Below are 23,172 nucleotides of genomic sequence, written 5' to 3' on the forward strand. Positions count from 1 at the left end.
CGTCCCGCCCGGCCCCACCCGGATCACCGGCTACGCCCTAGCCGGCGACGACCGAACCGTAGCCCGCGTAGACGTCTCCCTGAACGGCGGCCAAACCTGGACCCAGGCAGACCTGGACCCGGGCAACGAACAATGGACGTGGCAACACTGGCACGCGACCTTCGACCTCCCCCCAGGCGAAGTCGAGATCACCGCAAGGGCCTGGGACACCACAGGCGCGCTGCAACCCGAGTCCCCGGCCCACCTATGGAACCCAAAGGGCTACGTCAACAACTCCTGGGCCCGCATCCACCTGAACTCCCGCTGACTCGGGTCCCTGGACTCACTGGCGTTCTGGGCGGACCAGGTACCAGGCGCCGGACGGGGTGACCCAGATCAGCAGTCCGGCCCAGATTTGGAAGAGCCTCCAGTCGGTGCGCTGCTTCAGTCTGTGGTGGCGCCTGCAGAGAGGTGCAAGGTTGCAGCGGCAGGTGATTCCGGGCCGCCAGGGCACCGTGTGGTCCAGATCGCAGCGGTGCGAGGGCTGGTTGCAGGTGGGGAACACACATGTCGGGTGGCGGGCTTCGACCTCTCGCCGCATCACCGCGGTTGGCCGGTAGCCAGGTCTGCCGTGAACCTCGTCGTCACCCCGGCAGGCCGCGTCGCGGGCGGCTGAGAACTGGCGGTGGATGCGCTGTGCGGCCTGCCGGACGGCGTGCGGTAGTTCGCGCGGTGGGACGCGTCCTTGCACGTGCCTGAGGCGTCGTTCCACCTCGTCCGCCAGGGCCGCGATGCCGGTGTCACCGCCCGGCCCGGTTCGCAGGTCGTGACCCCCGTCCGAGCCAGGGACGGAGCCGCCGGGCACGGCTTCGGTACGGGCGTTCAGTACCGCCTGCCCGGGTGAGGCAACGTCATCACCGCTGGCAGGACAGCCGTTCGCATCCGGCGGGTTGGGGCCCGTCTCGTCGCGCGTCTCGGTGAGCAAGGCACGGATGGCATCGGGCAGTTCGGCGCCGTGCAGCAGTTGTGCGGCAAGGTCGGCGCGGATCATGGCCAGGGGCCGAGTGTCGCCGTCGGCCTTGATCCCGTGCGCGGCGGCGGTGATCTTGTTGAAGATGGCGTGGGCGTCCTCGGTGGCCAGGTCGCACAGGGACAGGTCGGCAGTACCGGACGGGGTGTCCCACACCTCCAGCCGCCGGAGCCGGGTCGCCTCCCGCCTGCGCTCGTCGATCGCTTCGGGGGCGAGGCGCTGCGCGATTCTCCTGATGCGGCGGCGCAGTTGCCCCGTGGTCTGCCCGGACGCCTTCTCCAGCGCGGCGCGCTCCACCCGCCCGACCACCTCTTCGGGAAGCTGGTCGGTGACGTCGCAGATGACGCGGGCCTTGGCCATGTCGAGTCGTCCGGCGCCGAGCGCCTCCCCCGTCTGGGCCAGCGGGCCGGTCAGCCGTTCGGCGAGGTGGACCAGGGTGGCGGCGGTGTTGCTCGTAACGGTCAGCGCGGCGGCGACCTCTTCGGTGACCGACTCCCGGGCGGACAGGACCCGGTGGTCGGGATCAGTGGAGTCCTCGGCGGTGTGGCGGCGGGTGAGTTCGGCGATCGCGGCCAGTTCCCGGGCCTGCGCCCACGAGGTCTGCCGCCGGGCCGCCGCCGCGACCTGGAGCAATTCATCGTCGGTCAGATCGTCCAGGCGGTTCTTCTCACCGGACAGGCAGATCGCCAGTTGCGGACCGGGCGGGAACCACTCCCGATCTTCCCATTCACGCCGATCATTAATGATTGCGTCCGCTGGCGCGAGCATTGACACGAACGTTCACCCCCAACCCAAATCCTGCCCCCATCATAATCGACTCCCCCACCAAAACAGGCGGACAATCCAGACACGCCACATTACTGTCACCACCCCTTTCTCACCCCCATCAAAGCACAGGAAAAGCAGCGCAAAGGCACCAGCTTCAAGAACGCCGACACCAACGCCCCATCCCCGCCGACAGCTCTCCGCGCGAAGCGCGGCACTACCAGCACCCCGCACCAAACCCGCAGATGAACACCTCACCCAAACCACCACCGCAACCAACGTGACAGCAACCGTCGACACAGCGGTACAAGCGCACCAACCCACGGAAGGCACCTCAGCCACCCACCTACAGCGACCGCACAAAACCGATAGAAAACGGACCCCGGCCCCGCCCTAAACAAAAGGGAACCCACCAACGGCCAGCCACCAGCAGACCCCCCAACCAACCAACACGAGAGGACCCCACCGGCGGGGCCGGAGAGGTCCCTTCCAGATGGCGGAACGGTGCCTCAGTCCGCGACCAGACGCGACCCCCACCCACCGGCCGTGTATTCGCGTTGACGGCGGACGACATAACGCCCCGGCGTGCAGCCGGAGGCGCCGTGCTCGGGATGCAGCAGATAGGCGGGAGCCAATGCCTCGAATACGCCGATGGCAAGGCCACCGGGGTCCGAGACTTGCGTAGTCCAGCGACAGGTTCCGGGGTCGGCGACGAGCGTATGCGGATTACCGCCCGCCGCGCCACGGAGCAATTCGACGCCCTCGGCCGGCACTTCCGTCCAGGCGGCATTCGGCCAGACCGACAGCGACACCGACACTACAGAAATCGGAATGACGATCAGGTCACCCTGGGCTTGGAGTCCGTCGATGACGGGGATGCTCACCGATTGTTCGAGATGGTCGAGCACGGCGAGCCCGGTCTGCTGGGAGAGGGACGCGAGAGTCACGGTCATGGAATTCACCTCAGGTTCGGCGGACGAGTCGTGAGTACTGATCACCGGACAGCCCGTAGGTCCATCCCGCGGCGGCGACCGGGTCCTGGATCCCGCCCGGCACGGTCAGCCCGTACCGGCGGCGGTGTCCGTCGCGTTCGGTGGAGCCGTTGACGGCGAGCAGGACCCTGGTCTGCTCACGGAGGTCGTAGAGCCGCAGTTCCGAGCCGGGGTTACCGGGATCGGGCGCGGTGGCCACGAGCCGCAGCCCCGCCCGGTCGATGTAGTCGCCCCAGCCGATCTTCTCGATCGCGCATCGCCGGACCTCGATGTTGGTCTCCCGCGTGATCCGTTCGACGTCCGGGTCGTCGATCACCCAGGGCGGTACTTTCGTGCCGTGCCAGGCATGCACGTCCCAGCCGTCGGCGAATCGGAGTGCGGGGCCGTCCGGGCGGTGCAGCCGTACCTGCCCTTCGTCGCCCCAGATCTCGGTATGGATCTCGACGGGCCGCTCGGAGACGACGCAGACGTGTTCGCGCGGCCACCACCAGCCGCAGGACCGGACCAACGTCCCCCAGAGGTCGAGCAGACGGTTCTGGTCAGGCGTGAAGACCACCCCGGATGTCCGGCGAACCGCGTCGTAGTGGGCGGGCCAGGACGCGCAAAGAGCCGCGTACCAGAAGTCGCTCCGCCTGCCCGCCTCCTGAACCGACCGGAGTGCCATGGCGACGGTGCTGCGGCCGGATGCCATGATCGGTGCTCGGACCAACTGACCCAACATCGCGTCCAGTGCGCGGTGACCCCGCATGACGGTGACGTCCAACTGCGCGGTGAGTTCACTGATCAGCCTGCGGAAGCGCACCGGCAGCGGCCAGTCTGCAAGACCGTCCACCGTCTCGGACGCCCGCAGCCGCAGCCCCGGCGGGACGGTTTCCAGGGCGGCCAGTGGCGAGGCGACCCAGTGAAAACGCGGTGGATCAAGCCCGATCAGCCGGTACAACTCGGAGATGGCGGCCTCGGCGGCCGCACGGTCGGCGGGCACGGTGGAGAGCAGATGGCCGAGCCATTCCGCACGAATCTCGGCAGCTTCCCGCTGCGCGAAGACGCTCACCGGACGAGGGCGGCGACGCCCCTTTCGTAGATCATGGCCAGGATGGTGACAGACCAGGAACCCACCTGTCCACCACTTTCTCGCCACCCCACCAGAGACGACGGCTTACTGTCGCGGTGTCCATCTGAGCCTCCTTCCGGAGGGTGGGCACGAATCTAAGGCGGCCTAGGGGCTCGGATAAGGCGTCGTCCCAATGTGGGGGGTGGGAGCTTAGGACGAACCTTGTACATGTCGGGCCAAGACGGGCCCGGCGGGAACAGGGAGACGGACATGAACCGGCCGGAGTTCAGCAACGTGATCATCAAGGACCGGGTGCGGGCGCTGCGGGAGGAAGCGAAGAAGGCACAGCGCGTCCGCGTCGCCAAGGCGAGCAAGCGGTGACGCCCCCCTCCTGCACGCACGCCGCCTGTCCCCACGCAACGCCCCCGTCCGGAAGGACGGGGGCGCTCCTCGTTCCGGCACGGACACCCGGCGCGGACACCCGTCAGGCATGAACGGCCGTCAGGCATGAACCGCCGGGCGGATGTTCTGGTTGGCCTGGAAGAAGTTGCCGGGGTCGTACTCGGCCTTGATCCGCGCGAGCCTGTCGTAGTGGTCGCCGTACGTGGCCCGGACCCTGTCCTCCCTCTCGTCCGCGCCGATGAAGTTCACGTAGGAACCTCCCATCGAGTGCGGGTGCAGCGCCTCCCAGTAGTCCACGCACCACTGGCGGATGAGCGCGGCGTTCGCGGGATCGGGGTCGATGCCGACGTAGACGCCCGACCAGAGGGCGTCCCGGTAGCTCCACGCGGTGTCGTCGGCGCCCATTCGATGGACCGCCCCGTCGATCGGGTAGAGGTGCATGGTCGACAGGGGGGTGGGCAACTCCGAACCGTGCCGAAGATGGATCTGGATGGCCTCGTCGCTGATGCGGTCGAAGAAGTCGCCCCGCCAGTACCACTGGAGGCCGGGCGGTAGGAGCTCGTCGAACATGCTCTGGAGCATGGGGTACGGCATCGGGGCGGTGAACTGGAACGCGGGACGGCCGGCGTCGTTCACCGGCGCGATGGCGTCGTCCACCCCGTTCGGGTCGCCCGTGTAGCACCAGACGACGGCGCACATCTTCCTGCCGTGGAGTTCCTCGGGGAACGGCGGCCCGGGCGGGACGGTGAGGACGGCGAAGAAGCCGTTCAGGTCCTCGGGCGCCTGGGGCAGGAACTCCCGGTACCACCGCAGGACGTCGGGTATCGCGTCGATCGGCCACGCGGTGATGCCCACCCCGACCGTGTCCACCGGGTGGAGCCGGTAGGTGAACGAGGTGACGACGCCGAAGTTCCCGCCTCCGCCGCGCAGCGCCCAGAACAGATCGGGTTCGCGCGTCTCGGACGCGGTGACCAGGGAGCCGTCCGCCAGGACGACGTCGGCGGCGATCAGGTTGTCCACCGTGAGGCCGTACTTGCGGGTGAGGTGGCCGTGGCCGCCGCCGAGCGTGAGGCCGCCCACCCCGGTCGTCGAGTTGATTCCGGTGGGCGTGGCCAGCCCGAAGCCGTGGGTGGCGTGGTCCAGGTCGTTCAGCAGGCTGCCCCCGCCGACCTCGGCCGTGCGCGCCTCCGGGTCGACCCGCACCCACCGCATGGGCGACAGGTCGATGGTCACGCCGCCCTCCACCAGGCACAGGCCGGGGCCGCTGTGCCCGCCGCCCCGGACGGCCGGTGCGGCGCCGACGTCGCGGATCACGCCGATGGCCTCCGCCACGTCCGCGGCGTCGGCGCACCGGACGATGGCGGCGGGACACGTGTCGATCATCGCGTTGTAGATCGCGCGGGCCCGCTCGTAGTCCGAGTCCTGCGGTCCGAGGACCGGGCCGCGCAGCGTCGTCCGCATGGATTCCAGAACCGTGGCCTCCATCTGGCCTCCCCCGCCGGGCCGCGGCACACCCCTGGCCTCGCGCGCCCGTGCTGTCGTCGGCCCCGCCGGGCTTCTCCCGGCGGGCGTCCCCACCAGCATCACCGCACGCTAATCCCGACAAAACCAGACAAAAGGAAAATACAGCGGAGCTACCGCCGTCGCCCCGGCGTGTCACCAACCCGGTGGCCAAGTACAGCTAGCGCGGGGCGTTGTCCGGCTTGAGCGGAGTGCGGCCCCGGATCAGGTCCGCGGCGCGCTCGGCGATCGCGATCGTGGGGGCGTTGGTGTTGCCGCGCGGGACGGCCGGCATCACGGACGCGTCCACCACCCGCAGGCCGTCGACGCCGCGGACGCGCAGCTCGGGGTCGCAGACGGAGTCGCCGGCGCCCATCGCGCAGGTGCCGACGGGATGGAACAGGGTCGCGACCTGGCGGCGCACGAAGTCCCGGACGGCCCCGTCCGACTCGACCTGCTCGCCGGGCGCCCACTCGCCCCCGACCAGGGCCGCCAGCGGCCCGGACGCCGCGATCTCCCGCGCCTGGCGGACCCCGGCGACCAGGACGTCCAGGTCGGCCTCGTCCGCGAGGTAGGCGGGGTCGATCAGGGGCTTGGCATAGGGACTGGCGGAGCGGAGGGTCAGCGAGCCGCGGCTGCCGACGGAGATCGCGGTGACCATGACCGACAGGAGCCGCTCGGCCACCTCCACGAGCCCCTGCTCGACGAACGGCGTGGGCAGGACGTGGTACTGCAGGTCGGGGGCGGGCAGCCCCTCGACCGTCCGGACGAACCCGCCCGCCTCGGCGACGTTGGAGGCGTAGGGCCCGCGCCCGAGCGCCTGGTACAGGGCCAGGGAGCGCGCGTTCGCCAGCTCCCACAGGCCCTTGGTGTGGGGCGTGGCGAACATGACGTTCACGAACGGGTGGTCCTGGAGCCGCTGCCCCACCGGGGAGTCGACCAGGACGTCGATGCCCACCGAGCGCAGGTGGTCGGCGGGCCCGACGCCGGACAGCATCAGCAGCTGCGGGCTGTTCACCGCGCCGCCGGACACGATGACCTCCGCTCCCGCGCGGGCCAGCATGGTCTCGCCGCGCGCCTCGTAGCGGACGCCGGTGGCGCGGCCGTCCTCGATCACCACGCGGGTGGCGAGGGCGTCGGTGACGACGGTGAGGTTCGGGCGGTGCCCGATCGGGTGCAGGTACCCGGCGGCGGCCGACCACCGGCGGCCGCGCTTGTGCGTGACCTGGTAGAAGCCCACGCCGTCCTGCCGCGCGCCGTTGAAGTCGGGGTTCGCGGCCAGGCCGTACGCCTTGGCCGACTGCACCCAGGCGCGGGTCAGCGGGTGCTTGTAGCGCAGGTCCTCCACGCGCAGCGGCCCGCCGACGCCGTGGTAGGGGATGTCGCCGCGCTGCTGGTCCTCGGCGCGGCGGAAGTAGGGCAGCAGGTCCTCGTAGCCCCAGCCGTCGCAGCCGTGGACGTCGCGCCAGGTGTCGTAGTCGTACCGGGAGCCGCGCACGTAGATCATCGCGTTGGTGGACGAGCTGCCGCCGAGCGTGCGCCCCCGCGGCCAGTACACGCTGCGCCCGGCGGCGTTCTCCTGCGGGACGGTCGCGTAGTCCCAGTCGTACGGGCCTTTGATCATCCCCGCCACGGCCGCCGGGATGTGGATTTCGGGCGCGTCGTCCGGCGGGCCGGCCTCCAGCAGCAGGACGGCCACCGACGGGTCCTCGGTCAGCCGGGCGGCGAGAACGCACCCCGCGCTGCCCGCTCCCACGATGATGTAGTCGTACACGGCGGCCTCCGGAGTCTTTCCGAAACCCTACCGAACGTGCTTCGATGCCCCGCGGCGCTAGGGTGCGGCTATGGCGAAGAACAGGGATAACCCCGTCGTCCTGTCGCGGATCTACACCCGGACCGGGGACGACGGCACCACCGCACTCGGCGACACGTCCCGTACCCGCAAGACGGACCCGCGCCTGGCCGCCTACGCCGACGTGGAGGAGGCCAACGCCGCGATCGGCACCGCCATCGCGCTCGGCGACCTGCCCGAGAACGTGGTCGCGCTGCTGACCCGGGTCCAGAACGACCTCTTCGACGTGGGCGCCGACCTGTGCGCGCCGGTCGTGCCGGACCCGGAGTACCCGCCGCTGCGCGTCGAGCCGCCCTACATCGAACGGCTTGAGGCGGCCTGCGACGAGCACAACGAGACGCTCGAACCGCTCCGCAGCTTCATCCTCCCGGGCGGGACACCGGGGGCGGCGCTGCTGCACGTCGCGCGGACGGTCGCGCGGCGCGCCGAACGCTCCGCCTGGGCGGCCGTCGAGGCGCACGGCGCCGCCGCCGTGGGCGACCCGGCGGCGGCCGAGGGCGGCGTGAACCCGCTGACCGCCACCTACCTCAACCGGCTGTCCGACCTCCTGTTCATCCTCTGCCGCGTCGCCAACGCCGAACACGGCGACGTCCTCTGGAAGCCCGGAGGAGAACGCTGACCCGACCCGTTCCGGGGTCCCCCGGAACGGGCTGGGGCCGGGTGGGGTTAGCCCCACCTCCGGATGACCGGCTCCCCTCCTGGTGACGACGTCCCGTCCAGAGCAGGCTGGTTCCGTACGGGCGCACGGCGACAACGGGAGAGATCACGTGAAGACCCTGACGGCAACGGCGATGCTGGCGGTCGCGGCGGCGGCGCTGACCGGCTGCGGCAACGTGAGCTTCGGCACCGGCGAGGAGACCCGCTCCTACACCGCACCCACCGGCGTCCGCGCACTGAAGATCACGGGGAACGGGGGCCGGGTGGAGGTCACCGCCACCGACACCACCGTCATCAAGGTGACCGAGCGGCTGCGCTGGTCGAACGAGAAGAACAAGCCGGACACCCGGCACACCACCGAGGGTGACGCGTTCAAGCTGTCGGCCGCCTGCTCCAAGGTCACGATGGGTACCACGACGTGCGGGGTCGTCTTCCGCGTCCAGGTGCCGCGCGACGCCCCGGTGGAGATCGACAGCAGGGACGGGTCGATCACCGCGTCCGGCCTGGGCGGGACGGTGCGGCTGCACAGCGCCGACGGCTCCATCGAGGCCGACGACCTCCGCGCGACCTCCGCGAAGATCACGTCCGACGACGGCTCCGTCCGGGTCTCCGGAAGCGTCGGCGACGCGGAACTGCGCACCTCCAACGGCTCGATCACCGCGGCCGGGCTGACCGGCGACCGGGTGACGGCCCACTCCAGCAACGGGCGGATCCAGCTCAGCGGCCGCGCCGGCACCGTCGACTTGGAGACCGCCAACGGCTCCGTGCACGCCACCGGGCTGACCGCCGAACGCGTCAACGCCAGGACCAGCGACGGCAGCGTCCGACTCGGCTTCGCCTCGCCGCCGATGAACGTCCAGGCCAAGAGCAACAACGGCTCCATCCGCCTCGGGCTCCCGGACGGCCAGGGCTACGCCATCAGCATGGCCACCGACAACGGCGGCGAGCGGATCGACCCGGCCGTGCGCCAGGACTCCTCGTCGCCACGTCACGTCACGCTGGACACCGACAACGGCAGCATCACCGTGACTGCATCACCATGACTGCATCACCATGACTGCATCACCGTGAAGCGTGACTCCGTGGACCGTGACTGCATCAGCGTGACCACGGCCGCGGGCGCCTAGCGAAGCCGGTAGGGGCCCTGCCAGAGCGGCCGGTAGGACGGGTCCCTCAACGGCTGCACGCGGGCACCGCCGTTGACCGCCACGGTGGTGCGGGCCAGGTGCTGGGTGACGTGCGCGATGCCGTCGACGTTCGTGTCGAGGAACCTCAGGTGCACGTTCTTCACCCGGTCGCACCTGGCGTGGTAGCACGGGTCGTACACCTTGCCCGCCCGGCCGCCGAACGCCTTGGCCTCCGCGGCGGTCTTCACGCCGTCGGCACCGGTGTCCATGCCGCCGACCGGGATGCCGTGCTCGGCGAACGGGCCGTAGTCGGAGCGCCCGTTGAGGGAGCTCTCGGTCGTCGGCAGCTTGCGGCCCTTGTAGTAGTCCCGGAACATCTTCTCGATCGCGCCGGAACCGGCGGGCGCCCGTATCCCGGCGCGGGTCGAGTGGTCGCCGTCGTACACGCCCCGGGTGCCGTTGCGCGACCCCAGCATGTCGAAGTTCAGGTTGAGCGCGATGGCGTCGCGGTCCCGGCGGTCCAGGGACTCCACGTAGTGCGTCGAGCCGCGCAGGCCCTCCTCCTCCGCGCCCCACCAGGCGAAACGCACCCGGTTGCGCAGGTCGCCCTTGCCGAGCTTCCCGATCTTCCCGGCGATCGCGAGGAGCGCGGCGGCGCCGGTCGCGTTGTCGTTGATCCCGGGGCCGTCCTCGACGCTGTCGAGGTGCGCGCCGAGCAGCACCACGTTGTCGCCCCGGCCCCGCTCGGTGTCGGCGATGACGTTGGACGCCGACCGCTTGCCGTGGACGGCGTCGGTCTTCACGCGCAGCGCCAGGCCGCCCTTCTTCGCGGCCTTCGCCAGTGCCGCGCCGAGCTCGTGGGTCGGGCCGACGACCGGGATGCGGGACGGCTTCACGACGGTCCCGTTCACCGGCCCGTCCTCCCCCGGCAGGTTGTAGATCACGGCGGCGGCGGCCCCGGCGGCGCGGGCCCGGGCGGCCTTCGTCTCGAACGTGCAGGTCCCGCGCTGCATCAGCGCGATCGAGCCCTTCTTGAAGCCCTTGAAGTCGCGCCTGTCGCAGCCGCTCGTCCCGTCCTCGCCCTTCGCCGGGATGTCCACCGCGATCACGGGCGCGGTCACGTCGCCCGAGCCGGAGAAGGCGTAGGTGGCGAAGTCCTCGCCCCGCTTGTAGGACTTCCTCGACGGCTTCGTCCGGGCCAGCACCGGCCCGGACCGCTCCCGCCAGTACGGGTACCGGAACTTCTGGATCTCCGGCCGGAGACCGGCCTTCCGCAGCCGCCCGACGACGTACTTCACCGAGACGTCGTAACCGGCGCCGCCCGTGGCGCGGTGGCCGCCGTTGTAGTCGGCGATCTCCTCGAACGCCTTCAGGTGGGGCTCGACGTCCTTCAGCGTGACGAGCCCGGCCAGGGTGGGACGGCCCGGCGCGGCATCCGCGGGCGGCAGCACCGTCGGCAGGAGGGCCGCGGGCAGAAACGCGGCGGGCAGCGCCACGGCGACACCGGTGAGCAGCTTCTTCTTGCGCACGTGCACTCCTGCGGACGGAGACGGAGCGGACCAGCAGCGATGATGGTCACGCGACCCGCCCGCCTCAAGCGGCGACGCGGCGACCACGCCGATTCCATACCGGCGCCTTACCGGCCCATACCGGCGCCTTACCGGCCCATGCCGAAGGCCCGCCCATGCCGAACCGTTCATGCCGCCGAACGGCCCGCCCATGCCGAACCGGCCCCGGGCCGCTCAGGAGGCTTCGTCGGGTGGGTGCAGTTCCACGGGGGTGCCCGGCGGGGCCGCCTCCAGCCAGGCGAGGAAACCGGTCAGCGCCGCCGCGCCCATCGCCAGTTCCACGGTCAGGTCGCCGTCCCTGACCTCGATGATGCTCACGTCCGGCAGCAGCCCCTCGGCCTCGTCCGGGTCGGGGAGGCGCCGGTTGGATACGACGAGGCCCCGGCGGTGGATCACCTGCCGGGGCCTGCTGCGGAACTCGAACACGCGGTGCCAGTTCAGGGCGTCTCCCCTGTAGCGGCCTATACCGAGGCGCCACACTCCCGGGGCTCCGCCCTCCGGGTCCAGCACGCGGAGACTGCACTCCACGGCGCCGCCGCCCCGCACGAACAACCGGCGGCGTACCGCCATGAGGAAGAACAGCAGCGCCGCCACGAGGATGAGCGCGACGAGAACGCCGCCCGCATCCAGTGCCAGATGCTCGTCCAAATCCCCCGCCGCCCGTCGGAGCCGTCGTGCCCGACGCCTAAGCCTCGATGCCCGCCGCGCGCAGCCGCGCCCGGGCACGCCGTTCCGGAGTCGAGTCCTCGTTCTCGGCGGCGAGCGCGTCCTCCAGCGCCTGCTTCGCGTGCTGGACGTCGACCTCGTGGCCGAGCTCCGCCTGCTCGGCCAGCACCGAGACCTCGTCGGCCGCGACCGAGAAGAAGCCGCTGCCGACCATCGCGACGACCGGCTCGCCGCCGTCGGCCGGCTCGATCTTCACCACGCTGCCGTCGAGGAGGACGCCCAGCACCGGGGCGTGCCCCGGCAGGATGCCGAGCGAGCCCTCGATGGTCTGCGCGACCACCATCTTGGCCTCGCCGGACCAGATCTCGCGCTCCGGCGACACCAGCCCGACTCTCAGGTTTGCCACGTCTGTCTCCTCCGACTCACTGGAGCGGTATCGGCGGGACCGCCCCGGACGGCGCGTCCGGGACGGTCCCGCCGGGGCGGACTACTTCTCCAGCTCCCTGGCCTTCTTCTCGACGTCCTCGATGCCGCCGCACATGAAGAACGCCTGCTCGGGCAGGTGGTCGTACTTGCCCTCGGAGAGCGCCTTGAACGAGGCGATCGTCTCGTCCTTCGGCACCGTCTCACCGGGCTGGCCGGTGAACTGCTCGGCCACGTACATCGGGTGCGACAGGAAGCGCTCGATGCGCCGCGCCCGCTGGACGGTGACCTTGTCCTCCTCGGACAGCTCGTCGATACCGAGGATCGCGATGATGTCCTGCAGCTCCTTGTACTTCTGCAGGATCCGGATCACTTCCTGCGCGACCTCGTAGTGCTCGGTCCCCAGGACCTGCGGGTCCATGATCCGCGAGGTGGAGTCGAGCGGGTCGACCGCCGGGAAGATGCCCTTCTCGGAGATGCCGCGGGACAGGGTCGTGGTGGCGTCCAGGTGCGCGAACGTGGTGTGCGGCGCCGGGTCGGTGATGTCGTCGGCGGGCACGTAGATCGCCTGCATCGAGGTGATCGAGTTACCGCGCGTCGAGGTGATCCGCTCCTGCAGCACGCCCATCTCGTCGGCCAGCGTCGGCTGGTACCCCACCGCGGACGGCATGCGCCCGAGCAGCGTGGAGACCTCCGAGCCGGCCTGCGTGAACCGGAAGATGTTGTCGATGAACAGCAGCACGTCCTGGTTCTGCACGTCGCGGAAGTACTCCGCCATCGTCAGCGCGGACAGCGCCACCCGCAGCCGGGTGCCCGGCGGCTCGTCCATCTGGCCGAACACCATCGCGGTGTCCTTGAGGACGTCCGCCTCGGCCATCTCCACCCAGAGGTCGTTGCCCTCGCGGGTGCGCTCACCGACGCCGGCGAACACCGAGGTGCCGCCGAAGTTGCGGGCGACCCGGCGGATCATCTCCTGGATGAGCACCGTCTTGCCCACGCCAGCGCCGCCGAACAGGCCGATCTTGCCGCCCTTCACGTACGGGCACAGCAGGTCGATGACCTTGATGCCGGTCTCCAGCATCTCGGTCTTCGACTCCAGCTGGTCGAAGGCGGGCGCGCGGCGGTGGATGCCCCAGCGCTCGTTGATCTCCAGGGACGCGGTCGGGACGTCCAGCGCCTCACCGAGGGCGTTCCACACGTGGCCCTTGGTGATGTCGCCCACCGGCACCGAGATCGACTTCCCGGAGTCGACCACCGGCGCGCCCCGGACCAGGCCGTCCGTCGGCTGCATCGAGATGGCCCTGACCATGTTGTCGCCGAGGTGCTGGGCGACCTCGAACGTCAGGGTCTTCTCCTCGCCGCCGAGCGAGATCTCCGCGTTGAGGGCGTTGTAGATCTCCGGGATGGCGTCGGCGGGGAACTCCACGTCGACGACCGGGCCGATGACACGGGCGACGCGCCCGGTCGCGGTCGCCGTCTCTACCTGAGCAGTCATTGTCACTCCCCGCCAGACTCGGCGAGCGCGTCAGCGCCACCGACGATCTCGCTGATTTCCTGGGTGATCGCGGCCTGCCGCGCCTGGTTCATCTGGCGCGTGTAGACCCCGAGCAGTTCGTTGGCATTGTCGGTCGCCGACTTCATCGCCCGCCGGACCGCGGCCTGGAACGCCGCCGCCGACTGGAGCAGCATGTGGAAGATGCGGCTCTCGACGTAGTTGGGCAGCAGCAGGTCGAGCGCGGCCGCCGCGGACGGCTCGAACTCGTACGCCGGCGGGACCTTGGAGGACTCGGCCTCCTCGATCTCCAGCGGCATCAGCCGGGTGACCCGCACCTGCTGGGTGAGCATCGAGACGAACTCGGTGTAGACCACGTGGATCTCACCGACCCCGCCCTCGGCGTCGGTCTTCAGGAAGTCGTCGGTCAGCCGACGCCCGATCTCCTCCGCGTTCACGAAGGCCGGGCGGTCGCTGAACCCGTGCCAGGTCTGCGCGACGTCCCGGTCCCGGAACCGGTACCAGGTGATGCCCTTGTTGCCGACGACGTACGGGACCGGCTCGCGCCCCTCGTCCCGCAGCGCCTTGATCAGGGACTCGGCCTCGCGGATCACGTTGGCGTTGTAGGCGCCGCAGAACCCGCGATCGCTGGTGATGATCAGCACCGCGCTGCGGTTGTCCGCCGGCTGCTCCTGCAGCAGCGGGTGGTCGATCCCGACGTGATGGCTCACCAGCGCGGTCAGGGCCTGCGTGATCTGGTCGGCGTACGGCTTGGACGCCGTCACCGCCTGCTGGGCCTTGACGATCCGCGACGTGGCGATCATCTCCTGGGCGCGCGTGATCTTGGCGGTCGACTTGACCGACCTGATCCGCTGCCGGAGTTGGCGAAGCTGTGCGGCCATCGCCCGTCAGTCCTTCTTGACGCGGGTGATCGTCTCCTGTGCGACGTCCTCGTCCGCGATCGCCTCGACGGGCTCCTCCGCCAGGATCTCGCCCTCGCTGGTCTGGAAGCCCTTCTTGAACGCCGTGACGGCGCTCTCGAGGCCGGCGAGGCCGTCGTCGGAGAGCTTGCCGGTCTCCCGGATGGAGGTCAGCAGGTCGCTCTCCTCCCGGTCCATGTAGTCGAGGAACTCGCGCTCGAAGCGGCGGATGTCGGCCACGGGGACGTCGTCCAGCGCGCCGGAGGTGCCCGCCCACACGGACACGACCTCCTGCTCCACCGGGAACGGGCTGCCCTGCGGCTGCTTCAGCAGCTCGACCAGGCGGGCGCCGCGGTCCAGCTGGGAGCGGGAGGCGGCGTCCAGGTCGGACGCGAACGCCGCGAACGCCTCCAGGTCACGGAACTGCGACAGCGCGAGGCGCAGCGTTCCGGCGACGGTCTTCATCGCCTTGATCTGCGCGTCGCCGCCGACCCGGGACACCGAGATGCCGACGTTGATCGCCGGGCGGACGCCCTGGTTGAACAGGTCCGTCTCCAGGAAGCACTGCCCGTCGGTGATGGAGATGACGTTCGTCGGGATGTACGCCGACACGTCGTTGCCCTTGGTCTCGATGATCGGCAGGCCGGTCATCGAGCCGCCGCCCATGTCGTCCGACAGCTTCGCGCAGCGCTCCAGCAGCCGCGAGTGCAGGTAGAAGACGTCACCGGGGTACGCCTCGCGGCCCGGGGGGCGGCGCAGCAGCAGCGACACCGCGCGGTACGCCTCGGCCTGCTTCGACAGGTCGTCGAAGACGATCAGGACGTGCTTGCCCTGGTACATCCAGTGCTGGCCGATCGCGGACCCGGTGTAGGGGGCGATGTACTTGAAGCCCGCCGGCTCGGACGCGGGGGCCGCCACGATCGTGGTGTACTCCAGCGCGCCGGCCTCCTCCAGGGAGCGGCGGACGTTGGCGATCGTGGAGCCCTTCTGGCCGATCGCGACGTAGATGCAGCGGACCTGCCTGCTCTCGTCGCCCGACTCCCAGTTCTCCTTCTGGTTGATGATGGTGTCCACGCAGACGGTCGTCTTGCCCGTCTGCCGGTCACCGATGATCAGCTGCCGCTGACCGCGGCCGATCGGCGTCATCGCGTCGATGGCCTTGATGCCCGTCTGCAGCGGCTCCTTGACCGACTGCCGCTGCACGACGGTCGGGGCCTGCAGTTCGAGCGCGCGGCGCTCGGTGGTCTCGATCGGGCCCTTGCCGTCCAGCGGGTTGCCCAGCGCGTCCACGACGCGGCCGAGGAAGCCGTCGCCGACGGGGACCGAGAGGACCTCGCCGGTCCGGCGGGCCTTCTGGCCCTCCTCGATCTTGCTGAAGTCACCAAGGACAACGGCGCCGATCTCACGCACGTCCAGGTTCAGAGCCAGGCCACGGGTGCCGTCCTCGAACTCCACGAGTTCGTTCGCCATCGCGGAGGGCAGGCCCTCGATGTGGGCGATGCCGTCGCCGGAATCGACGACGGTGCCGACCTCTTCGCGCGCGGCGGCCTCGGGCTCGTACGACTGGACGAAGCGCTCCAGCGCGTTCCGGATCTCATCCGGACGGATCGTCAGCTCCGCCATGATTCCTCTCTTGCTCCCTTTGGGTCAGATCTGGCCCGAGGGGGGACGACCCCCCGCGCCCCCCGACCGACTTCGTCGGAATCGGTCCGCCGGCTACGCCGGCTCGCCCGCCGGCCTCAGCCGGCGCCGAGCCGCCGGCGGACATCGTCCAGCCGTCCGGCGATCGTGCCGTCGATGATCTCGTCCCCGATCTCGATCGACAGGCCGCCGATCGACGCGGGGTCGATTTCGATGTTCAGGTGTACGTCGTGGCCGTAGGCGGTGGCGAGCACCGCGGCGAGCCGTGCCCGCTGCGCCTCGGACAGCTCGACCGGCGTGCGGACCAGCGCGACCAGCCGCTGCCGCCGCTGGGCGACCAGCCTGCCGTACTCGGCCAGCCCGCTCTCCAGGCTACGTCCTCGCGGGCGCAGCACCAGCTCGGTGACCAGCGTCATCGTCGCCGGCGTGACCTTGCCGTCCAGCAGCGCGTTGACCAGGCCGAGCTTGCGGTCGTCCGGCAGGCCCGGCCCGGCGAGGGCGCCGCGCAGTTCGGGCTCGCCCTCGACGACCCGGGAGAACCGGAACAGCTCGTCCTCCAGGTCGTCGATCCGCCGGTCGGCCTCGGCGCGGGCGGCCTCGGCGGTGACCGCGAGGGTCTCCACCGCGTCCGACAGCTCCGACGGCTTGGACCAGCGCAGCCGGACGACGTCGGAGACCAGCCCGAGAGCGGCCGGCGACACCTTGCCCTCCAGCAGGATCCGGACGAGCTGTGCCTTGTCGGCACCGTCCCGCGCGGGGTCGGAGACGGCCCGCCGCAGGCCGTGCTCGCGGTCGATCAGGTGCAGCACCGCGAACAGGTCGCCGCCGAGCTCGGCCAGGTCGGCGGACGGAATGACCGTCTCAAGCCGCTCCCTGGCCTCCGCCAGCGACGCCCTGCTCACCGCTCCGGTGATGGTCATGGCGCCGCCCGGTCTGGACCGAGGAGCGAGGCACGGGCGACGAGGGAAGACCGGGCGTGGAAGCGCCGTGGCCCAGCGGGCCGGAGGCGCGACATCAGGTAGGTCATGATGTGATCTGCTCCTGCGTGCGAGCACGCTCCTCGAGCTCCTCGAGGAACCGGTCGACGACCCGGCTCTGCCGCGCACTGTCCTCAAGGGACTCGCCCACGACCCGTCCGGCCAGCTCGACCGACAGGGCGCCGATCTCGGCCCGGAGCGACTGCAGCGCCTGCTGCCGCTCCGCCTCGATCTGCGCCTTGGCGTTGTCGACGATCCGGCGCGCCTCGACCTGGGCCTGCTCCTTGGCCTGGGCGATGATCTGCGCGCCCTGCTCCTCGGCCTTGCGGCGCTCGTTGGACGCCTCGACCGCCGCCGCCTTCTGCTGGGCCTTGTGCTCGTCGAGGACCTTCTGGGCCTCCTTCTGCGCCTCTTCGGCACGCTGGAGCCCGCCCTCGATCGCCTCGGTCCGCTCCGCCAGCGTCTGCTGGATGCGCGGGGTGAGGATCTTGCCCAGGACGACCATCACGACGAGGAACGCGAAGACGCCGACGACGAGCTCGTAGGCGTGCGGGACGAGAGGGTTGTTCTCCTCCGCCGCTAGGACGGACGCTGCTTTGATCATGTCTGCAGCCCTTCCTCAGATGGGATCCGTGCTCAGATGCCCTGGAAGATGAACGGCGCGACCAGGCCGATCAGCGCCAGCGCCTCGGTGAGGACGAAGCCCAGCATCATGTTGGTGCGGATGACGCCGGTCAGCTCCGGCTGACGGGCGATCGCGTTCACGCCCTGACCGAAGATGATGCCGACGCCGATGCCCGGGCCGATGGCCGCGAGACCGTATCCGATCGAGGTGACGTTACCGCTGACCTCGGCGAGGACTCCCATTGATCTTTCCTTTTCTGTCGGCCGGCGGAGCGTCCGCCGGTCTGGGCTGAACGTGGGTGGTTCGGTGGGGGCGCGGCGCCCGGGGTGGCGCCATGACCCGGGGGGCCTAGTGCTCGGCCTCCAGGCCGCTCTGGATGTACATGGCGGCGAGCATCGCGAACAGGAACGCCTGGAGGAACTGGATCAGCAGCTCGAACGCGGTCATGACGATCGTGACGAGCACGCCGATGATGCCGACGCCGAACCCCTTGATGGTGGGCTCCTCGAACAGGAACCAGAAGCCGACGAGGCTGAAGAACGCGAGGATCGTGTGGCCGGCGAACATGTTCGCGAAGAGCCGGACGGCGTGCGTGAACGGCGCCAGGATCAGCGTCGACAGGTACTCGATCGGCACCAGCAGGAAGTAGACCGGCAGCGGGAGTCCCGGCGGGATCATGTTCGTGAAGTACTTCACCGGGCCCTGGTGCTTCATGCCCAGGTACACCTTGGTGACGTAGACGATGATCGCCAGGACGGCGGGGAAGGCGATGTGCGACGCGATCGGGAACTGGATGATCGGCACGACCGCGAAGATGTTCCAGATCCAGATCAGGAAGAACAGGGACATCAGCATCGGCATCCACCGGTCGGTGTTCTTGCCGAGGAACGGGCGGGCGATCTGGTCCCGCACGAAGATGTAGCCGAGCTCGCCGACGTTCTGCATGCCGCGGGGCACGAGCTTCGGCTTCGCGAACGCCATCCAGAACAGGCCGCAGACGAGCAGCGAGCCGAAGACGGCGAAGACGACCGGCTTGGTGAGCCACTCGGGGCCGCCGGCGAACAGGGGCGGGAAGTCGAAAAGCTCCGGGCCCGGTGCCTGGAACTCTCCCCCTTCGGAGGCGGCGAGGACCGTCTGCGCGTTCACGCGGCGTTCCCTTCATCAATGTGGTGATGTCTCACGGACGCTTCCTCGGCGGCGGGCCGCTCAGGAGGTGTGGCGACCGAACTGCAGGTAGACCAGGTAGGTGGCGAGCCCGACGCCGATGACCACACCGATCGGGATCAGCCAGTCCTGCCCGGTCCAGTTGGCCAGCAGCCAGCCCAGACCGCCCCAGATGATCATTCCGGAGAGCAGGTAGCCGGGCACAGACCAGGCGACGTCGGCGAATTCCCGTTGGCCGTCCTCCGGCCGACGTTTCTGCTCGCTCATCGCGCTCCGGACGATAGCAGGCCATCCATGCGGTGGTCATATTGGAGTAGCCCGTTGGGAACGTCACCTTCCGCGACGCCTCCATCATGGACTCCGGTCCAGCGCGTTCTCGGTCTCGTCGTCAATGTAGGGCCTCTGCTTCAGGGCGACTCGGAACTCGGCGGCGATCCAGAGCAGCGCGAGCCCGATGACCGTCCAGCCGAAGACCTTGGTGTTCCAGATCGTGACGCCGTCCATGGCCGTGACCAGCACCATCACCGCGAGGATCTTCACCAGGTAGCTCGCGAGCGCGGCCAGCATCATCGTCTGGGCGGAGATCTTGCCCGCCCAGGAGACCACCACCGCGCTGATGGAGAAGAAGGCGATCACCACGACGGCGGCCAGCGCGGCCGCGAGGGCGCCCTTGGCGCCGGCGGCCAGCAGGGCGATCAGGACGGCACCCACCCCGACGACCGCGGTCGGGATCGCGGCGCCGCGGAGCATCCGGGCGTCGTTGGATTGCATGAGGGCTCCGGCTGGTCACGTTCGGTGGTCGTTTTCTGTTCGTGAAAGGTATCACAAGCGTCCGGATTGTCCACAATTACCCTGAAGGTAATGCGGTTTCCGGTGGCTGCCGTTCTCAGGGACTCTGCGCCGTGCGGCCCCGACTCGTGCCGCCGGCTGCGCTCCGCGGGCCCGGCCGGGCCCGCCGGGCCGGCACCGGCCCGCCGCGGCCGCGCACAGTCTATCCGCAGATCAGAGCCGGTGCCGGCAGGTCCTCAGACGGGGAGCCGCGGGCGTTCGGCGGCGTGGTCGCCGGGGGCGACGGGGCCGCGGCGGCGCAGCCGGCGGGGCTTGTGGAGCATGAGCATGATGCCCGCGACCGCCACCAGCAGCGTGATGCCGAGGGTGATCCACGCGGCGTCGAACAGCGCGAGCCCCACCAGCCCGGAGGCCAGCAGTCCCACCCAGAAGTACATGATCAGCACGGCGCGGCGGGTGGAGTGGCCGAGTTCGAGCAGCCGGTGGTGCAGGTGCTGCTTGTCCGGGGAGAACGGCGACCGGCCCTGGTTGGTGCGCCGCCACACGGCGAGCAGCATGTCGATGAACGGGACCGCGGCCACGGCCGGGATCAGCAGCACGGGGACGAAGAACGGGAACAGCCCGTTGGCGAGGATCGCCGGGTCGAACTGCCCGGTCAGCATGATCGTGGACGCGCTGAGCAGCAGGCCGATCAGCATCGAGCCGGTGTCGCCCATGAAGATCCGGGCGGGGCTGAAGTTGTGCGGCAGGAAGCCCGCGCACATCCCGAACAGGACCGCCGCGATGAGGGTCGCGCCGGTCAGCGTGGTCATCCCGTTCGCCTTCGACAGCAGGTAGGCGTAGGAGAACAGCCCCAGCGCCGCGATCCCGACGACGCCCGCGGCCAGCCCGTCGAGCCCGTCGATGAAGTTGACCGCGTTGATCGTGGCGACGACGACGAGGACGGTCAGCGGCACCCCGTAGGCGGGCGGCAGCGACAGCGACTCACCGGTCGGCAGCGGGATCACGTAGATCTGGATCCCCTGCATGATGAAGATCCCGGCGGCGGCGACCTGGCCGGCGAACTTGGTGAGCGCGTCCACCTCCCAGCGGTCGTCCGCGATGCCGATCAGCACGATCAGGCCGCCGGACAGCAGCAGCGCCTTGCCGACGCTGATGTCGCCGTCCCCGAGGACCTTGCGCATCTCGGGGAGCCCGGTCGCCACCACCAGCGCGGCGACCATCCCGCCGAACATGGCGAGGCCGCCCAGCCGGGGCGTCGGGATGACGTGGACGTCGCGGTCGCGGGGCACGGCCTGCGCGCCGAACCAGATGGCGAACCTGCGCACCAGGGGCGTCAGCAGGTAGGCGACCAGCGCGGCGACGAGGATGCTGAGCAGGTATTCCCGCACTCCCCTGCGCCTCCTTCGCCCAGCATCGCCGGTGGTTGACTGCCCCGTGAGCGCCGTCCCGCACATCGCGGGCCCGCACATCGCGGCACGCCGTCACCCTGATAGGCCGTCACCCTGATAGACGGCCCGCGGGGACGATCTGTTCACGAGCGTGATCGGACAACTGTAATCCTCCGGGCCGCCGCCCGCGCCGGGTTACGGGGACCGGGGCCGGTGGACGCAGACCACGCCGGCCCCGACGACCACCAGGGCGAGGCCCGCGAGGCAGCGGTCGCCGAGCGAGAACGCCCAGAGCCCGTGCGCCGCGACCTCGCCGCCCGCGTCGGCGACGACCAGCAGGGCGCCGGCCGCGGCCAGGGCCGCCCCGGCCCGCCGGCGCGGCACCGGGCGGCGGCGCAGCAGCGGCACCATCCCGAGCGACAGCGCGAGCAGCGCGGTCCCGGCCCAGTCGCCGGCCCAGCGCGGCGGGACGTGCCGCGGCGGCGGGACGGCGATCGCGCGCTTGGGCAGCTTCACCCGGATCTTCATGCCCTCCCGCGGGGCGAGGGCGCGCTGGATGAAGTCCACGGCGTAGGGGCCGTCGCGGTCGCGCAGGCACCGGGTCGTCGCGCCGGGGGCACCGGCGCGGCAGGTCGCGTGCCGCAGCGGGACGGGCGCCTCCACCCGGACGGCCGCGTTCCTGATCGGGACGCGCCAGTTCGTGCCGATCGCGTCCCAGACCAGTTCGTCGTGCCCGGCGCGGGGGGTGAACACCCGCGCCACGTCGTACTCGATCACGTACGCCTGCCGTCCGCGGACCTCGTGCTGCCGGGCGCCGACGCTGATCTGCACGTCGTTCAGGAGCCTGGTCGTCCGCACCCGGGCCGGGGCGCCGGTCGAGGAGCCGGCCCGGATGCCGCGCACCTCGTACAGCCGGTCGCCGCGGCGGAACGGCACCTCGCGGACGATGCCGTGCCGCCCGGACTCGTCGAAGTCGTAGGTGATCGTCTCCCGGACGCGCAGGACGCCGTCGGTGCCGATGGCGAGGACGACGTCGTAGGTGGCGATGCTCTCCGCGATGTCCCCGGCGGAGGTCTCCGGGGGCGGGACGGTTCCGGAGACGGCGGGTGCCGGACGGGCCGTTCCGCCGGTCTCGCCGGTCTCGTCGGTCTCGCCGGTCTCGCCGGTGCCGCCGTCCCCGCCCGGCCGGCCGTCGCCGGTGTGCGCCGCGCCGGCCGTCTCCGTGCCGTGGGCGCGGACGGCGGCTTCGGCGGGCAGCATGAGTCCGAGGGTCAGCAGCAGCGCGCCCGCTGCGATCGCGGGCCCCCGGACACGGCCACGCACGTCAGGCATAGTTTCACCGCTGCCGTCGCTGTGTCGGCGTAACGAGGGCGTTACTCTCGCCAGGCTACGTGCCACTTCCGGCCCGGTAAGCCGGTGTGATCTTTGTCATGACCGACGCGTCCGGCGCCATGGCGGCGGGCCCGGCGGGCACCCTCCCCCGGCCCCGCCGAGACCGTTGCACGCCCGGGGCGCAGGCGCGCAAACGACTTCCGGACCATTGGACGCCGCCGGAGCCGAATCGGTTCGCGGGATCGCCGGTTTCGGCCTGCCCTGGTCGGGTCCTAAGAATGACATAAAGATGATCTTGCTGACCCTGCTAGGTTATCGGCCGATAACCCCCCCCGAACCTCATGCATGGAGGACCTATGCGGCGAATCGCTGCAGTGGCCGTGACGGCCGGCACCCTGATGGCCGGGATGGCCGTCGTCGCCACCCCCGCCCAGGCAGCCACGAAGTGGGTGCCGTACAACTCTTACGGGAATGTCAGCGCGTGGGGCACCTACGCCCGCAGCGGTGGCACGACCTACGTGAAGGGCTACCTCCGGGACGGCGCGAAGAACGGCTGGACCGCCTGCGTGCGCTTCCTGTTCACCGAGGGCAGCAAGAAGTACTGGGTGCGCCACAAGATCATCGGCGTGACGTCCAGCGGCACGAAGTACCACTTCGACGGCAAGGCCACCGTCTCGATCAGCGCCAAGTCGAGCTACAGCAGCCACCTTTGGGTGCAGGAGTGCGGCCGCAACAAGAAGACCGGGAAGTACTACTACGGCAAGGGCAAGAGGCTCTTCTGAGCCGTTTCCCACCAGCCGATGACGTAGGTCCCGCCCGGCCCGGCGGG

The 23,172-nt window shown here is 70.4% G+C and carries 22 protein-coding genes and 1 pseudogene; 4 read left to right on the forward strand and 19 right to left on the reverse strand.

Going from position 1 to position 23,172, the window contains the following annotated elements; genetic code table 11:
- Positions 1-307 (forward strand): annotated as a pseudogene (locus E1289_RS18975) (molybdopterin oxidoreductase); the annotation flags it as partial.
- A 15-nt stretch (positions 308-322) separates the two neighbouring features.
- Here E1289_RS18975 and E1289_RS18980 read toward each other — a convergent pair.
- The 5 genes from E1289_RS18980 to E1289_RS19000 form a co-directional block, all read right to left on the reverse strand.
- Positions 323-1,777, reverse strand: coding sequence for an HNH endonuclease signature motif containing protein (locus tag E1289_RS18980; protein ID WP_131981962.1), 1,455 nt, complete (start codon positions 1,775-1,777; stop codon positions 323-325).
- Between the two features lie 506 nt (positions 1,778-2,283).
- Positions 2,284-2,727, reverse strand: a complete 444-nt coding sequence (locus E1289_RS18985) for a hypothetical protein (protein WP_131981964.1) — start codon at positions 2,725-2,727, stop codon at positions 2,284-2,286.
- Between the two features lie 10 nt (positions 2,728-2,737).
- Positions 2,738-3,817: a DUF6745 domain-containing protein gene (locus E1289_RS18990; RefSeq protein WP_131981966.1), complete on the reverse strand. Its 1,080-nt coding sequence runs from the start codon at positions 3,815-3,817 to the stop codon at positions 2,738-2,740.
- A gap of 501 nt (positions 3,818-4,318) precedes the next feature.
- Positions 4,319-5,704: an FAD-binding oxidoreductase gene (locus tag E1289_RS18995; protein ID WP_131981968.1), complete on the reverse strand. Its 1,386-nt coding sequence runs from the start codon at positions 5,702-5,704 to the stop codon at positions 4,319-4,321.
- A 196-nt stretch (positions 5,705-5,900) separates the two neighbouring features.
- Positions 5,901-7,493 carry a GMC family oxidoreductase N-terminal domain-containing protein gene (locus E1289_RS19000; RefSeq protein WP_131981970.1) on the reverse strand — a complete coding sequence of 531 codons (1,593 nt, stop codon included), beginning with the start codon at positions 7,491-7,493 and terminating at the stop codon, positions 5,901-5,903.
- A gap of 70 nt (positions 7,494-7,563) precedes the next feature.
- Between E1289_RS19000 and E1289_RS19005 the strand changes: the two genes are divergently transcribed.
- Both E1289_RS19005 and E1289_RS19010 read left to right on the forward strand, forming a co-directional pair.
- Positions 7,564-8,190: a cob(I)yrinic acid a,c-diamide adenosyltransferase gene (locus E1289_RS19005; protein WP_131981972.1), complete on the forward strand. Its 627-nt coding sequence runs from the start codon at positions 7,564-7,566 to the stop codon at positions 8,188-8,190.
- Positions 8,191-8,338: 148 nt separating this feature from the next.
- Positions 8,339-9,271, forward strand: a complete 933-nt coding sequence (locus E1289_RS19010; RefSeq protein WP_131981974.1) for a DUF4097 family beta strand repeat-containing protein — start codon at positions 8,339-8,341, stop codon at positions 9,269-9,271.
- 80 nt (positions 9,272-9,351) lie between these two features.
- On the opposite strand, the gene E1289_RS19015 is transcribed toward E1289_RS19010, so the two are convergent.
- The 14 genes from E1289_RS19015 to E1289_RS19080 all read right to left on the reverse strand — a co-directional run bounded on the left by E1289_RS19015 (position 9,352) and on the right by E1289_RS19080 (position 22,343).
- Positions 9,352-10,884, reverse strand: a complete 1,533-nt coding sequence (locus tag E1289_RS19015; RefSeq protein ID WP_243712953.1) for a M28 family peptidase — start codon at positions 10,882-10,884, stop codon at positions 9,352-9,354.
- A 213-nt stretch (positions 10,885-11,097) separates the two neighbouring features.
- Positions 11,098-11,571: a DUF2550 domain-containing protein gene (locus E1289_RS19020; RefSeq protein WP_131981978.1), complete on the reverse strand. Its 474-nt coding sequence runs from the start codon at positions 11,569-11,571 to the stop codon at positions 11,098-11,100.
- A gap of 37 nt (positions 11,572-11,608) precedes the next feature.
- Positions 11,609-11,995: a F0F1 ATP synthase subunit epsilon gene (locus E1289_RS19025; protein ID WP_131981980.1), complete on the reverse strand. Its 387-nt coding sequence runs from the start codon at positions 11,993-11,995 to the stop codon at positions 11,609-11,611.
- Between the two features lie 81 nt (positions 11,996-12,076).
- Positions 12,077-13,507 (reverse strand): F0F1 ATP synthase subunit beta, encoded by a 1,431-nt coding sequence (atpD, locus tag E1289_RS19030; RefSeq protein ID WP_131981982.1) that lies wholly within the window; start codon positions 13,505-13,507, stop codon positions 12,077-12,079.
- 2 nt (positions 13,508-13,509) lie between these two features.
- On the reverse strand, positions 13,510-14,406 hold the full coding sequence (locus E1289_RS19035) for a F0F1 ATP synthase subunit gamma (RefSeq protein WP_131981984.1): 897 nt from the start codon (positions 14,404-14,406) through the stop codon (positions 13,510-13,512).
- A gap of 6 nt (positions 14,407-14,412) precedes the next feature.
- On the reverse strand, positions 14,413-16,047 hold the full coding sequence (atpA, locus tag E1289_RS19040; protein WP_131981986.1) for a F0F1 ATP synthase subunit alpha: 1,635 nt from the start codon (positions 16,045-16,047) through the stop codon (positions 14,413-14,415).
- A 116-nt stretch (positions 16,048-16,163) separates the two neighbouring features.
- On the reverse strand, positions 16,164-16,985 hold the full coding sequence (locus E1289_RS19045; protein ID WP_131981988.1) for a F0F1 ATP synthase subunit delta: 822 nt from the start codon (positions 16,983-16,985) through the stop codon (positions 16,164-16,166).
- 103 nt (positions 16,986-17,088) lie between these two features.
- Entirely contained in the window at positions 17,089-17,646 is a 558-nt protein-coding gene (locus E1289_RS19050; protein ID WP_131981990.1) for a F0F1 ATP synthase subunit B, read from the reverse strand.
- Between the two features lie 32 nt (positions 17,647-17,678).
- Positions 17,679-17,909, reverse strand: coding sequence for an ATP synthase F0 subunit C (gene atpE / locus E1289_RS19055; RefSeq protein WP_131878293.1), 231 nt, complete (start codon positions 17,907-17,909; stop codon positions 17,679-17,681).
- A 106-nt stretch (positions 17,910-18,015) separates the two neighbouring features.
- A complete protein-coding gene (atpB, locus tag E1289_RS19060) occupies positions 18,016-18,813 on the reverse strand; it encodes a F0F1 ATP synthase subunit A (RefSeq protein ID WP_131981992.1) in 798 nt (265 codons plus the stop codon).
- Between the two features lie 60 nt (positions 18,814-18,873).
- Positions 18,874-19,098: a hypothetical protein gene (locus E1289_RS19065; RefSeq protein WP_131878297.1), complete on the reverse strand. Its 225-nt coding sequence runs from the start codon at positions 19,096-19,098 to the stop codon at positions 18,874-18,876.
- Positions 19,099-19,182: 84 nt separating this feature from the next.
- Positions 19,183-19,602 carry a hypothetical protein gene (locus tag E1289_RS19070; protein WP_131981994.1) on the reverse strand — a complete coding sequence of 140 codons (420 nt, stop codon included), beginning with the start codon at positions 19,600-19,602 and terminating at the stop codon, positions 19,183-19,185.
- A gap of 254 nt (positions 19,603-19,856) precedes the next feature.
- Positions 19,857-21,011, reverse strand: a complete 1,155-nt coding sequence (locus tag E1289_RS19075; RefSeq protein ID WP_131981996.1) for an MraY family glycosyltransferase — start codon at positions 21,009-21,011, stop codon at positions 19,857-19,859.
- A 195-nt stretch (positions 21,012-21,206) separates the two neighbouring features.
- The gene (locus E1289_RS19080) at positions 21,207-22,343 is read right to left on the reverse strand and encodes a DUF2207 domain-containing protein (protein ID WP_131981998.1); all 1,137 of its coding nucleotides are present in this window, start codon (positions 22,341-22,343) and stop codon (positions 21,207-21,209) included.
- 356 nt (positions 22,344-22,699) lie between these two features.
- On the opposite strand from E1289_RS19080, the gene E1289_RS19085 reads away from it, so the two are divergent.
- A complete protein-coding gene (locus E1289_RS19085) occupies positions 22,700-23,125 on the forward strand; it encodes a hypothetical protein (RefSeq protein ID WP_131982000.1) in 426 nt (141 codons plus the stop codon).
- The last annotated feature ends 47 nt before the right edge of the window (positions 23,126-23,172 follow it).

The sequence above is a fragment of the Actinomadura sp. 6K520 genome, assembly GCF_004349245.1.
In the GTDB taxonomy this organism is placed as follows: domain Bacteria; phylum Actinomycetota; class Actinomycetes; order Streptosporangiales; family Streptosporangiaceae; genus Spirillospora.